The sequence below is a fragment of the Micromonospora sp. C31 genome (genome assembly GCF_018070575.1).
In the GTDB taxonomy this organism is placed as follows: domain Bacteria; phylum Actinomycetota; class Actinomycetes; order Mycobacteriales; family Micromonosporaceae; genus Micromonospora.
Window position 1 is genome coordinate 54996 of the sequence record NZ_JAGPXN010000016.1, and the last position, 12908, is coordinate 67903.

At 74.1% G+C, this 12908-nt stretch carries 13 protein-coding genes; 7 read left to right on the forward strand and 6 right to left on the reverse strand.

Annotated elements, in window-relative coordinates:
• Positions 1 to 32: 32 nt before the first annotated feature.
• The gene (locus tag KBX06_RS20475) at positions 33 to 674 is read left to right on the forward strand and encodes an MOSC domain-containing protein (RefSeq protein ID WP_210837537.1); all 642 of its coding nucleotides are present in this window, start codon (positions 33 to 35) and stop codon (positions 672 to 674) included.
• A 71-nt stretch (positions 675 to 745) separates the two neighbouring features.
• Here the strand turns inward: KBX06_RS20475 and KBX06_RS20480 are convergent, their stop codons facing one another.
• The 3 genes from KBX06_RS20480 to KBX06_RS20490 form a co-directional block, all read right to left on the reverse strand.
• Positions 746 to 1681: a phytanoyl-CoA dioxygenase family protein gene (locus KBX06_RS20480; RefSeq protein WP_101412367.1), complete on the reverse strand. Its 936-nt coding sequence runs from the start codon at positions 1679 to 1681 to the stop codon at positions 746 to 748.
• Positions 1682 to 1885: 204 nt separating this feature from the next.
• Positions 1886 to 2740, reverse strand: coding sequence for a hypothetical protein (locus tag KBX06_RS20485; RefSeq protein WP_210837539.1), 855 nt, complete (start codon positions 2738 to 2740; stop codon positions 1886 to 1888).
• 109 nt (positions 2741 to 2849) lie between these two features.
• Positions 2850 to 3659 (reverse strand): enoyl-CoA hydratase-related protein, encoded by an 810-nt coding sequence (locus KBX06_RS20490; protein ID WP_210837541.1) that lies wholly within the window; start codon positions 3657 to 3659, stop codon positions 2850 to 2852.
• Between the two features lie 20 nt (positions 3660 to 3679).
• On the opposite strand from KBX06_RS20490, the gene hemW reads away from it, so the two are divergent.
• Positions 3680 to 4903 (forward strand): radical SAM family heme chaperone HemW, encoded by a 1224-nt coding sequence (gene hemW, locus KBX06_RS20495; RefSeq protein ID WP_210837543.1) that lies wholly within the window; start codon positions 3680 to 3682, stop codon positions 4901 to 4903.
• Positions 4904 to 4943: 40 nt separating this feature from the next.
• Here hemW and KBX06_RS20500 read toward each other — a convergent pair whose 3' ends face one another.
• Positions 4944 to 5597 carry a DUF4870 domain-containing protein gene (locus KBX06_RS20500; RefSeq protein WP_210837545.1) on the reverse strand — a complete coding sequence of 218 codons (654 nt, stop codon included), beginning with the start codon at positions 5595 to 5597 and terminating at the stop codon, positions 4944 to 4946.
• 242 nt (positions 5598 to 5839) lie between these two features.
• Here KBX06_RS20500 and hrcA point away from each other — a divergent pair, with 242 nt between their 5' ends.
• The 3 genes from hrcA (at position 5840) to KBX06_RS20515 (ending at position 8917) form a co-directional block, all read left to right on the forward strand.
• Positions 5840 to 6862 (forward strand): heat-inducible transcriptional repressor HrcA, encoded by a 1023-nt coding sequence (gene hrcA, locus KBX06_RS20505; protein ID WP_210837547.1) that lies wholly within the window; start codon positions 5840 to 5842, stop codon positions 6860 to 6862.
• Between the two features lie 73 nt (positions 6863 to 6935).
• Positions 6936 to 8081 (forward strand): molecular chaperone DnaJ, encoded by a 1146-nt coding sequence (gene dnaJ / locus KBX06_RS20510; protein ID WP_210837689.1) that lies wholly within the window; start codon positions 6936 to 6938, stop codon positions 8079 to 8081.
• A 101-nt stretch (positions 8082 to 8182) separates the two neighbouring features.
• Positions 8183 to 8917: a 16S rRNA (uracil(1498)-N(3))-methyltransferase gene (locus KBX06_RS20515; RefSeq protein ID WP_210837549.1), complete on the forward strand. Its 735-nt coding sequence runs from the start codon at positions 8183 to 8185 to the stop codon at positions 8915 to 8917.
• Between the two features lie 223 nt (positions 8918 to 9140).
• Here the strand turns inward: KBX06_RS20515 and ppk2 are convergent, their stop codons facing one another.
• Both ppk2 and KBX06_RS20525 read right to left on the reverse strand, forming a co-directional pair.
• A complete protein-coding gene (gene ppk2 / locus KBX06_RS20520; protein ID WP_210837551.1) occupies positions 9141 to 10049 on the reverse strand; it encodes a polyphosphate kinase 2 in 909 nt (302 codons plus the stop codon).
• A gap of 74 nt (positions 10050 to 10123) precedes the next feature.
• Complete coding sequence (locus KBX06_RS20525) at positions 10124 to 10885, reverse strand: SDR family NAD(P)-dependent oxidoreductase (protein WP_210837553.1); 762 nt, start codon at positions 10883 to 10885, stop codon at positions 10124 to 10126.
• 96 nt (positions 10886 to 10981) lie between these two features.
• Between KBX06_RS20525 and KBX06_RS20530 the strand changes: the two genes are divergently transcribed.
• Both KBX06_RS20530 and KBX06_RS20535 read left to right on the forward strand, forming a co-directional pair.
• On the forward strand, positions 10982 to 11341 hold the full coding sequence (locus KBX06_RS20530) for a histidine triad nucleotide-binding protein (RefSeq protein ID WP_210837555.1): 360 nt from the start codon (positions 10982 to 10984) through the stop codon (positions 11339 to 11341).
• Positions 11338 to 12714: a serine hydrolase gene (locus tag KBX06_RS20535; protein ID WP_210837557.1), complete on the forward strand. Its 1377-nt coding sequence runs from the start codon at positions 11338 to 11340 to the stop codon at positions 12712 to 12714. The genes KBX06_RS20530 and KBX06_RS20535 overlap by 4 nt, the downstream gene beginning before the upstream one ends.
• The last annotated feature ends 194 nt before the right edge of the window (positions 12715 to 12908 follow it).

A 12908-nucleotide genomic window follows, 5' to 3' on the forward strand; every position in this document is an offset into this window, starting at 1 on the left:
TCGCCCACGGCTGTGCGGCTAGGCTGACCGCCATGACGGGCAGGCTGGCTTCGGTGAACATCGGCGTGGTGACCGAGGCGGAATGGGCGGGCGACGCGAGCGGCCGCAGCGGCATCGACAAGCGACCGGTCGACGGCCCGGTGCTGCTGCGCGCGGACGGGGTGGCCGGCGACTTCATCGGCGAACGCGCCCACCACGGCGGTCCGGACCAGGCGGTCTACGCGTACGCCGAGGAGGACGCGGCGTGGTGGGCGGGGGAGATGGACCGCTCCATCCGTCCCGGCGCCTTCGGCGAGAACCTGACCACGTACGCGCTGGACGTGACGGGCGCCGTGATCGGTGAGCAGTGGGCGGTGGGCTCGGCGCTGCTCCAGGTGACCAAGCCGCGCACGCCGTGCACCACCTTCGCCGGCTTCTGGGGCGTGCCCGACCTGATCAAGCGGTTCACGGCCCGGGCGACGCCCGGGGCGTACCTGCGGGTGCTGCGCAAGGGAGAGGTCGGCGCGGGCGACCCGGTCGAGGTGGTGGACCGGCCGGCGCACGGGGTGACGATCGGCGAGGTGTTCCGGGCCCTGAGCCTGGAGCCGGAGCTGCTGCCCCGGCTGCTCGACGCGCCCGGCCTGCCGGACCGGATCCGGGAGAAGGCACGCCGCCGGCTCGCCGGCCGGAGCTGATCGGCGCCACCCGTGCGGACGGGCCCCGTCCCGTGGGGAGGGGGCCCGTCCGGCGTCGGCGCGGGTGCGGCTCAGCGCAGCCAGGGCACGCTGCGGTCGAGCAGGCCGCGCTGCTTGAGTTCCTTGCGCAGCGGGATCTCGTCGTCGATGTAGCCGTCCCAGTTGATGCCCCAGTAGTTGGCGGTGTGGGTGCCCTCACCGCAGAGCTGGCGCTGCACCGGCGTGCGGTTGGCCCACCACTCGCCGTCCTTGTCGATGTGCAGCTCGTCCAGGGGTCGGATCCACCGGTAGGTGTAGCCGACGAAGAGCATCTTGCGGGTGATGGTCGACAGGTTGGTCGACCGCGAGTGCCACTGGCGGCGGTCGAAGATGAAGGCGTCGCCGGGGTTGGCGGTGATCTCCACCGTCCCCTCCGGGTCCGGGTTGTGCACGGAGGTGTCCGCCGGGCGGGGCAGCGAGTTCCACAGGTGGCTGCCCGGAATCACCTTCGTGGCGCCCCGGCCCTTCTCCGACAGGTCGGACAGGACGTAGGCGACCTTGAGCGAGAACATCGGCCGGGGCAGGTTCGGGTCCATCGTCTCCGGGTCGGAGTTCTGCCGGTACCCGTCCTGGTGCCACCCCCAGTAGGGCTTCTCCGGCTCCGCCGCCGGCGGGGTGACGTCCAGGTGGTTGTGGTGGGTGTAGATGTTCCAGCCGGCCAGGCCCCACATGTACGGGAAGGCGATCGGGTGGGTCAGCAGGTCGCCGAAGAGCTCGTCGCGCTCCAGGAAGCCCAGCAGGTGCAGGGTGCCGTCCTTGGTGGTGGTGCCCTTCGCCTGCTCCTCGGCGTAGACGCGGTCCACCGCCGCCTCCAGCGCCGCCCGGTGGTCCTCCGTCAGGACGTTGCGCAGCAGGAGGAAGCCCTGCTCGTGGAACTCCTTGCGGTCGGTGTCACTGATCGGTTCGTAACCGGTCCGGTCGCCGTAGTCGAACACCTCGACGTACCCCTCCCCATGAGGCGAAACCATTGCTGGCACAGGCCGCCGATCGTAACGCGCTGTTTGCGGGGCGGGGCAGTGCCCGGCCTGATATGCGACCGTCGTGCGGACCCTGGGGAACAGGGCGGTGACGGTGCGTCGCACCCCCCGGGCCCGGCAGGGCTTATCGCCGGGAATGCCGGTTTGCGCGGTGACTGCCGGTAAGGAGATCGGGGGCCAGGAGATCGGGGGCCGCTACGCCTCGGCGAAGACCTCCGCGACCACCCGGCCGGCGGCCGGGGCGTCGTCGGTCCGCTTCCAGGTGCCCGCGCGGGCCGTCCACTCCAACTCGCCGAAGCGCACCCGCTTCACGCCGTGGTCCTGTGCGTGGGAGACCAGCCAGTGCGCGTACCGCCAGCCCCGGCGCTCGTCGGCGGCGGGGACCGTCAGGCCCGTCAGGCCCGCCACGGTGCTCGCGCCGGCCAGGCCCCAGTCCAGCGACAGGCCGCGGGTCAGCGCGCTGGCCGCGGCCTCGCCGCGCATCGCCGGGTCGCGGCCCACCGTGCAGGCCACCGCGCCGGTGGCGTGCCCGAGCAGGGCCCGGGTCAGCACCTCGGACTCGTCCGCCCACTTCTGGTACGCCTCCGGGAAGGCCGAGCGCTGCACCTTCTGCGCCGCGTCGGTGACCCGCATCTGCTCCCAGCCGCGCACCTTCTTCAGGCCGGCGTAGAACTTCCTGGCCGCGTAGCGGGGGTCGCGGATCTGCTCCGGGGTGCCCCAACCCTGGCTCGGGCGCTGCTGGAACAGCCCGATCGAGTCGCGGTCGCCGCCAGCGAGGTTACGCAGGCCGGATTCCTGGTAGGCGGTGGCCAGCGCGACGACGACGGCCCGTTCGGGCATCTGCCGCTGGATGCCGATGGCCGCGATCGTCGCCGCGTTGGCCATCTGGTCGGGGTCCAGAGCCACCCGGCCGTCCGCCTGCACCGTGCACGTCCGGCTGGCCAGGGGGAGGCGCAGCTGCCCGCCCACCTGTCGGATGACGATCCAGATCCCGACCGCGGCGAGGACGGCGAGGACGAGGCCGCCCGCCACGACTGCGCGAGTACGCACTCACACCCCCTGATCGACAGTCCGACAAGCGTACGTCCCCCGTGGCGCCTTCCGGGTCGTCCGACCGGTTCTCCACCGGCGCCGCCCGCCGGACCCCGGATCCCCGCCCCTACCGGCCCTCACCCGGCGCGGCGTCGCCGTCGGTCGGCACCCAGCGCGCCGGGCGCTTCTCCCGGAACGCCAGCACGCCCTCGCGTCCCTCCTCCGACAGGAAGTACCCGGTCGACAGGGCGGACAGCCCGGCGATCTCCGCCCGCAGGTCCGCGGCGGGCGGCCGGCGCAGCAGCTGCTTCGCCCCGGCCAGTGCGCCCGGTGCCCCCCGAACCAGAGAGTCGCAGTACCCGACAACCGCCGCGTCCAGCCCGTCCGCCGGCACGGCGGCGGTGACCAGGCCGATCTCGGCGGCCCGCCGACCGTCGAAGGTGTCACCGGTCAGGTAGAGCTCGGCCGCCGCGCGGGGGTGCAGCCGGGGCAGCACGGTCGCGGAGATCACCGCCGGCACCACGCCGATCCGTACCTCGGTGAAGGCGAACGTCGCCTCCCGCGCGCACACCGCCAGGTCGGCCGCCGCGATGAGGCCCAGGCCGCCGGCCCGGGCCGGGCCGGCAACCTTCGCCACCACCGGCTTCGGGCACTCCCAGACCGCCGCGAGCACGTCGCCGAGCATCCCGGCCGGCACGGTCCCGCTGGCGTACGCGGCGGCGGTCTCCTTCAGGTCCGCCCCGGAACAGAAGACCGGGCCCATGTGGTCGAGCACGATCACGCGTACGGCGTCGTCGGTGACCGCCTCGGCGAGGCCGGCCAGCAGCTGGGTCATCAGCGGCGTGGAGAGCGCGTTGCGGTTGTGCGGGCTGTCCAGGGTGAGGGTGGTCACCCCACGGGCCGTGGCGGCCCGCACGAGCACGTCGGGAGAGGTCATGTAAGGGCACACTAGTGGCCATGCCCGGCGTCCTTCCAGAAGGCGAAACCGTTCCCGTCGACGGGTCGCTGCCCGCCACCGCCACCCGCGCCGTCGGCGCGCGCGGTTTCGGCGTGTACGTGCACGTGCCGTTCTGCGCCAGCCGCTGCGGCTACTGCGACTTCAACACCTACACCTCTGCGGAGCTGGGCGGCGGGGCGGGCCGGGAGGAGTACGCCGACACCGTGCTGGCCGAGCTGGCGCTCGCCCGCCGGGTGCTGGGCGACGCCCCGCCGCCCCGGGTCGACACGGTCTTCGTCGGCGGCGGCACCCCGACCCTGCTCCCCGCCGACGACCTGGCCCGGATCCTGGACGGCATCGACCGCACCTGGGGGCTCGCGCCCGACGCCGAGGTGAGCACCGAGGCCAACCCGGAGTCGGTCACGCCGGAGTCGCTGAAGGCGCTGCGGGCCGCCGGCTACACCCGGATCTCGCTGGGCATGCAGTCCGCCGCCCCCGGGGTGCTGGCGATCCTCGACCGTACGCACAGCGCCGGCCGGGCCGTCGCCGCCGCCCGCGAGGCGCGCGACGCCGGGTTCGACCACGTCAACCTGGACCTGATCTACGGCACGCCGGGGGAGACCGAGGCCGACTTCGCCGCCTCGCTCGACCAGGTCGTCGCCGCCGGGGTGGACCACGTCAGCGCGTACGCCCTGATCGTGGAGGACGGCACCCGGTTGGCCGCCCGGATGCGGCGCGGCGAGCTGCCGTACCCCTCCGACGACGTCGCCGCGGACCGCTACCTCGCCGCCGAGACCGCCCTCGGCGCGGCCGGTCTCTCCTGGTACGAGGTGTCGAACTGGGCCCGCGACGAGGCGGCCCGGTGCCGGCACAACCTGCTCTACTGGACCGGCGCCGACTGGTGGGGCCTCGGCCCGGGAGCGCACAGCCACGTCGGCGGCGTGCGCTGGTGGAACGTCAAGCACCCCACGACGTACGCGAAGCGGCTGGCCGCCGGCGAGTCGCCCGGCCTGGCCCGCGAGGTGCTCACCGCCGACGAGGCGCACACGGAGGACGTGATGCTCCGGCTGCGCCTCGCCTCCGGGCTGCCGCTGGACGCCCTCGACGACGCCGGCCGGGCCGGCGCCGCGCGGGCCCTCGGCGCCGGGCTGCTCGTCGCCGACGAGCACGCGGCCGGCCGGGCCGTGCTGACCCTGCGGGGCCGGCTGCTCGCCGACGCGGTCGTGCGTGACCTGCTGCCCTGAACCGCGTGCCGGGGCCGGCCGGGGGAGCGGCCGACCCGGGTCACCTGGTGAAGCTGTAGGTCATCGGGTAGCGGTAGAGCACGCCCTCGTTGGCCTTGACGCCGCCGATGATGCCGAAGATCACCGGCACCAGCCAGACGAGCAACGGGACGAAGAACAGCACCCCGCAGGTGATCAGCGTGACCACCCAGCTCAGCACCCCGACCAGCGTCCAGGTGAGCTGGAAGTTCAGCGCCGCGACGGCGTGCGCCCGGGCGGTCGGCGACTGCTGCCCCCGGACCATCAGCGCGATCAGCGGCGCCAGCCAGCCGAGCAGGCCGCCGCCGACGATCACGCCGACGGCACCGCCGAAGTGGGCGATGAGGGCCCAGTTCTTGTCGTCGTTGCTGGCGTGGCCGCCCGTCGGCGGACCGTAGCCGCCGCCGGCGGGATGACCGGCCCCGGGTGGGGGGAAGCCGCCGGGCGGCGGCTGGCCCCCGGCCCGAGGGTAGTCGCCGGGCGGAGGGTAGCCGCCCGACGACGGGTGGTCACCGGTGGGCGGCGGATAGTCGCCGGGCGGCGGATAGCCGCCGGGCCCGGACAGTGGTGCGGTGGGTTCGTCGGGGCGGGCGGGGCCGGGGAACCCCGAGGGAGCGGTCGGGTCTGGCGGGAAGCCGGGGTCTCCCGCTCCGGGAGGGCGAGGTGGTTCGGTCATGGAGGTCACGGTAGGTGCAGCCGGCAAGGCGGCACCAGCGTGACAGCGGCCGGGATGTCCGAATGGCCGGTCCCGGCGCCGTCGGGCGGGCCCGCGCGGCCGCCGGTGGGCCCCGATCGCCCAGGTCGATCATCGCGCCGGTGGCCCCGCCGACGTAGACTGGCACTCGCTACAGTCGAGTGCCAGTAGCCCGCCCCGGCACCCCGCGTGCCGGTGCCGACGTGCGACAGGAGGTGGGGAGGATGGGTCTCGACGACCGCAAACTCGCCGTGCTGCGCGCGATCGTCGAGGACTACGTCGCCACGCAGGAGCCCGTCGGCAGCAAGACGCTGGTCGAACGCCATCAGCTGGGGGTCTCCCCGGCGACCGTCCGCAACGACATGGCCGTGCTGGAGGAGGAGGGCTACATCCGCCAGCCGCACACCAGCGCCGGCCGGGTGCCCACCGACCGGGGCTACCGGCTCTTCGTGGACCGGCTGTCCCGGGTGAAGCCGCTCAGCCCGGCCGAGCGCCGGGCGATCGAGCGCTTCCTGGTCGGCGCCGTCGACCTCGACGACGTGGTGCACCGCACCGTCCGGCTGCTGGCGCAACTCACCCGGCAGGTCGCCGTCGTGCAGTACCCGAGCCTGGCCCGCTCCTCGGTGCGCCACCTGGAGCTGGTGCCGATCTCCACCACCCGGCTGATGCTCGTCATGATCGCCGACACCGGCCGGGTCGAGCAGCGGCTGGTCGAGCTGCCCACGCCGATCCCCGCCGACGACGTCACCGACCTGCGCCGGCTGGTCAACGAGAAGCTGGTCGGCACCCGGCTCTCGGAGACGCCGCCGCTGGTGCAGGCCCTCGTCGAGGAGTCGGTGCCGCACCTGCGGCCGGCCATGACCACCCTCTCCACCGTGCTGCTGGAGACGTTGATCGAGCGGCACGAGGAGCGGATCGCGCTCGCCGGCACGGCCAACCTCACCCGCGGCGGCCTGCTCGACTTCCAGGGCTCCCTGCGCCCCATCCTGGAGGCGCTGGAGGAGGAGGTCGTCATGCTCAAGCTCATCGGCGAGGCCGAACCGAGCACGACGCGGGTGCTGATCGGCGACGAGAACGAGATCGACAACCTGCGCGCCGCCTCGGTGGTCAGCACCGGCTACGGGCCGGGCACGACCAGCGTCGGCGGCCTCGGCGTGCTCGGGCCGACCCGGATGGACTACCCCGGCACCATCGCCACGGTGCGGGCCGTGGCACGCTACGTGGGCGAGCTGCTGGCCCAGAACTGACCAGTCAGGGCCGACGGCCGGCTCCGGCCGCCGACCGGCGCAACGCGAGACGAACATGAGGACACGGGACGCAGTGGCCAGGGACTACTACGGCATTCTCGGGGTGAGCCGGGAAGCCTCCGACGACGAGATCAAGCGCGCCTACCGCAAGCTGGCGCGGCAGTTCCACCCGGACGTGAATCCGGATCCGGAGGCACAGGAGAAGTTCAAGGACATCAACGCCGCGTACGAGGTCCTCTCGGACGACCGGAAACGGCAGATCGTCGACCTGGGCGGCGACCCGCTCGCCCCCGGCGGCGGGGGTGCGGGCGCCCCCGGCGGCCCCGGCGGCGCCGGGCCGTTCGTCGGCTTCCAGGACATCATGGACGCGTTCTTCGGCGGCGCGGCCGGCGGTTCGCGGGGTCCGCGACCACGGACCCGGCCGGGCGCCGACGCGATCCTGCGGCTGGAGCTGGACCTGCACGAGACCGCGTTCGGCGTCGAGGCGCCGATCACGGTCGACACGGCCGTGCTCTGCACCACCTGCTCGGGTGCCGGCACGGCGGCCGGCACCCACCTGGCCACCTGCGAGGCGTGCGCCGGTCGGGGCGAGGTGCAGTCCGTGCAACGCACCTTCCTCGGCCAGGTGGTCTCCGCCCGGCCGTGCACGGTCTGCCAGGGCTACGGCACCACCATCCCGCACCCGTGCCCCACCTGTGCCGGCGACGGCCGGGTCCGCACCCGACGGTCGCTGACCGTCAAGATCCCGGCCGGCGTCGAGGACGGCATGCGCATCCGGCTCGCCCAGCAGGGCGAGGTCGGCCCGGGCGGCGGCACCGCCGGCGACCTCTACGTGGAGATCCACGAGCGACCGCACGACGTCTACTCCCGCAAGGGCGACGACCTGCACTGCCGGGTCACGGTGCCGATGACCGCGGCGGCGCTGGGCACCCGGCTGACCATCAAGACGCTGGACAGCGAGGAGACGGTCGACGTCAAGGCCGGCACCCAGCCGGGCAGCAACCTGCGGCTGCGCGCCCGGGGCGTGCCGCACCTGCGCGGCACCGGTCGAGGTGACCTCTACGTCCACCTCGACGTGCGCACCCCCACCAAGCTCGACGCCGACCAGGAGCGGATGCTGCGCGACTTCGCCAAGACCCGGGGCGAGGAGGTCGCGGAGCTCACCAAGCAGGGCGGGTTCTTCTCCCGGATGCGCGACGCCTTCAACGGCCACGCCTGACGGGGGCCGGGTCGCCGCCGAGCGCGGCGACCCGACCCGGTGGCGTCGGCTCCTGCGGGCTCGTGGCCCCGGTGCCTGCCGGGGCGGCTAGCCTGATCGTCGTGTCCGCGCCGCTGTTCCTGGTCGATTCGCTGCCCACCGCCGACCAGCTCACCCTGGGCGGCCCCGAGGGGCACCACGCCGCCACCGTGCAACGGCTACGTGTCGGCGAGGAACTGCTGCTCGCCGACGGCCGGGGCGGCACCGCGTCCGCCGTGATCACGGCCGTCGGCAAGGGCACCCTCGACCTGGAGATCACCACCCGGGGGTACGTCGACGCGCCCGTCCCCCGGCTCGTGGTGGTGCAGGGCATCGCCAAGGGCGACCGGGGCGAGCTGGCTGTGCAGGCGATGACCGAGGTCGGGGTGGACGAGATCGTGCCCTGGGCGGCGTCCCGCTCGGTGGCGCAGTGGCGCGGCGATCGGGGCGTACGGGCGCGCGAGAAGTGGGTGGCGACGGCCCGGGAGGCGGCGAAGCAGGCCCGCCGGTCGTGGCTGCCGGTGGTGGCCGGCGCCCCCGACGAGTCCACCGCGACGGTGGCCCGCCGAATCGCCGGGGCCGCCGCCGCGTTCGTCCTGCACGAGGAGGCGCGGGAGCGGCTGACCACCGTCGAGCTGCCCGCCGCCGGTGAGATCGTGCTGGTGGTGGGCCCGGAGGGCGGCATCGCCCCGGCCGAGCTGACCGCCCTCACCGAGGCCGGCGCCCGGCCGGTGCGGCTGGGGCCCTCGGTGCTGCGTACGTCGACCGCCGGGGTGGCTGCCCTGTCGGTGCTCTCGGCCCGGCTCGACCGCTGGTGACGACCTGCGCGTGACGGGTGTGACGACCCCGAGGCGGGGCCGTGCCCGGACGCTGCCGCCCGGCCCCGGGTGTCGCGGTGCGGGGCGTGTGTCGCGGTGCGGGGCGTGTGCTGCGGTGCGGGGCGTGTGTCGCGGTGCGGGGCGTGTGCTGCGGTGCGGGGCGTGTGCTGCGGTGCGGGGCGTCTGTCGCGCTGCGGGGCGTGTGCTGCGGTGCGGGGCGTGTTCAGAGCCGGGGAAAGACGTGCACCGGCTGCTCCTCCGGGCTGAGGTCCAGCTGGGCCGGGCCGACGATCCGCGGGTCCGGCACGCCGACCACCTCGGGGTCCTTGTCGGTGTAGTCGAAGCGGCTCAGCACGTGGCGCATCGCCTCGATCCGGGCCCGCTTCTTGTCGTTGCTCTTCAGCACCGTCCACGGCGCGTCGGCGGTGTCGGTGTAGAAGAACATCGCCTCCTTGGCCTCGGTGTACTCGTCCCACTTGTCGAGCGAGGCGATGTCCATGTCGGAAAGCTTCCACTGCCGCACCGGGTCCACCTGACGGACGGCGAACCGGGTGCGCTGTTCGTTCTGGGACACCGAGAACCAGAACTTGACCAGGCGGATGCCCGAGCGCACCAGCATCCGCTCCAGCTCGGGGGCCTGGCGCAGGAACTCCAGGTACTCCTTGCGGGTGCAGAAGCCCATCACCCGTTCCACCCCGGCCCGGTTGTACCAGGACCGGTCGAACAGCACGATCTCGCCGGCCGCCGGCAGGTGCCCGAGCCAACGCTGGAAGTACCACTGGGTGGACTCCCGCTCGTCGGGCTTGGTCAGGGCCACGACCGACGCGTCACGCGGGTTGAGGTGCTCCATGAAGCGCTTGATCGTCCCGCCCTTGCCGGCCGCGTCGCGCCCCTCGAAGAGGATCACGAGGCGCTCGCCGGACTCCCGGATCCAGTCCTGGAGCTTCAGCAGCTCGATCTGGAGCAGCCGCTTGTGGTGGTCGTACTCCGCACGCTCCATCCGCTCGTCGTACGGGTAGTCCTCCCGCCAGGTGTCCACCGGGCTACCGTCCGGGCGCAGCAGCACGGGATCGTCGTCGTGACCGTCGACCACCTGGTAGTCGTCGGTGAGGTCCAGCACGCTGTCCGTCATGCCGGCAACCCTTACCCCGGCAGTGCCCATCGTCACCCCACGCACGCTGGGAGTTCGTTGAGGGGCGGAGCCGGTCAGCTCCGCAGGTAGGACGCGCCGTTGAGGTCGACGATGGTGCCGGAGGCCCACTCCGCCTGCGGGGAGGCGAGCCAGTGCACGGCGGCGGCGATCTCCTCGGGCCGGGCCACCCGGTCGAACGGGCTCTGCGCCCGGATCGCGGCGCCCCGCTCCCCGCTCAGGTGACCGGTGGTCATGTCCGTCTCCACGAAGCCCGGGGCGACCGTGGCGACCGTGATGCCGTACGGGGCGAGGGCCACCGCCAGCGACTGCCCCAGCGCGTTCAGCCCCGCCTTGCTCGCCCCGTACGCCGGCTGCTCCGGCTCGCCCCGGAAGGCTCCCCGGGAGGAGACGTTGACGATCCGCCCGCCCCGCTCGCGCATGTGCTGCGCGGCGCACCAGGTGACGTTGCCGGCGCCGGTCAGGTTGGTCTCCAGCACCTGCCGCCACTGCGCGCGCCACTGCTCGTAGGAGGCGCCGAAGACCGGGTGCGGGGCGTCCCGTTCGCCGTACACGCCGGCGTTGTTGACCAGCACGTCCAGCCCGCCGAGCAGGCCGGCCGCCTCGTCGACCATGGCCCGTACGGCATCCGGGTCGGTGAGGTCGGCGCGGACCACCACGTGCCCCTGGCCGGGCAGTTCGGCGCGTAGCCGCTCGGCCAGCTCCGCCGAGTCCCGGTGGTGGATCGCCACCCGGTCGCCGCCTGCCGCGAACACCGTCGCCACCGCCCGCCCGATGCCGCGCGAGGCCCCCGTCACCAGTACCGCCCGTGAAGTCACGCCGGTCATCATGCCCGGCCGGCCCGTCCGCCCGTTAGCAAGGGACCCCTCCTCTACCGCAGGCGTTAACAAGGTGCCCTTCCTTACACTGCCCCGATGGGAACCGACTGCCTGTTCTGCCGCATCGTCGCCGGGGAGATCCCGGCCACGATCGTCCGGGAAACCGCCACCACGCTCGCCTTCCGCGACATCGACCCGAAGGCGCCGGTGCACGTGCTGGTCATTCCGAAGGAGCACTACGCCGACGTGGCGACGCTCGCCCAGGGTGACCCGGCGCTCGCCGGGGAGGTGCTCGCCACGGCCGCCGCGGTGGCCGAGGACGAGGGGCTGCTCGGCGACGGCTTCCGGCTGATGTTCAACACCGGCGCGTACGGCGGCCAGGAGGTCTTCCACGTGCACGCGCACGTGCTCGGCGGTGCGCCGCTGGGCCCGATGCTGGCGCGGAGCCTCGCGTGAAGGTGGTCGACGACCGCCTGTCGCGGCTGGTGCGGACGGTCCAGGCGCAGGCCCGGGTGCCGGCGGTGTCGGCGGCCCTGCACCGCGCGGACCGGCCGCTCTGGACGTGCGCCGTCGGCGGGACCGGCAACGACACCGAGCTGGGGCCGGGCACCCGGTTCCGGATCGGGTCGGTCACGAAGACGTTCACCGCCGTGTTGACGCTCCAGTGCCGCGACGACGGCCTGCTCGACCTCGACGATCCGCTCGGCCGGCACCTGGACCTGCCGGCCCACGGCGAGCTGACGGTGCGCCGGCTGCTGTCGCACACCGCAGGGCTGCAACGGGAGCCGTACGGCGACGTCTGGGACACCCTGCGCGCGCCCGACGTCGACGGGCTGGTCGCCGACCTGGCGCGGGCCGAGCGGGTGCTGCCCCCGGGCCGCCGCTACCACTACTCGAACCTCGGCATGGCGCTGCTCGGCCGGCTCGTCGGCCACCTGCGGGGCGGCACCTGGGCGGAGGTGCTCGGCGAGCGGGTGCTGACCCCGCTGGGGTTGGCCGGGACCTCGACGACGCCCGGGCCGCACGCCGCGACGGGCTTCCTGGTCGACGCCTACTCCGACGAGGCGCACCCCGAGCCGCCGACGGACTTCGGGGCGGTCGGCCCGGCGGCGCAGCTCTGGAGCACCGCCACCGACATGGCCCGCTGGGCGGCCTTCCTCGCCGATCCGGCGGCGCTGGACCCGGCCGGCGCGGTGCTCGCCCCGGCCACGCTGGACGAGATGCGCTGGCCGGCGACGGTCACCGACGAGACCCTCTGGGCCGGTGGCTTCGGGCTGGGGCTGATCCTGGTGCCGCAGGGCGAGCGGGTCGTGCACGTCGGCCACGACGGCGCGATGCCCGGATTCCTGGCCGGCGTCTACGGCCGGCGGGGCGGGGAGGGCACCCCCGGCGCGATGGGGGTCGCGGTGCTCGGCTCCTCCGGCACCGCCGGCGAGGTCCTCGCCCTGCCGCACCGGCTGCTGGCCGCCGCGGTCGAGCACGACCCGGCCGAGATCACGCCGTGGCGGCCGGGTCCGCCCGCCCCCGAGGGCGTACGCGGACTGCTCGGCCGCTGGTGGGGGGAGGGTTTCGAGTACGTCTTCTCCTGGCACGACGGCGAGCTGCGGGCCCGGGGTGCCGACGATGCGGCGGGCCGGTCGCCGTCGGTCTTCGTCCCGCTGCCGGACCGGCCGGACGTGTTCCGCACGGTCTCCGGCCGGGAGACGGGCGAGCTGCTCCGGCTGACCCGGGACGAGCACGGCACGGTGGTACGGATGCACTGGGCGACCTACCGGTTCACCCGGCACCAGGAGACCTTCGAGCGGTACGACTTCCGGGCCGGCTCCTGACACCCGCGCGACCGGACGGGCCGGAGCCGAGGGGCCACCCGTCCGGTCCGCCGCCGCCGTGCCCGCTCGACCTGTCCGCTCCTGCGGAACCCGCGGAAATGGGCAGGGTGCCACCGCGGTTGAAAAGATAGGATGGCAGGAACGTCAGCGCGCCGCGCCAGCAGGCCCGGCGCCGAGATCGAGAGCAGGTGGCG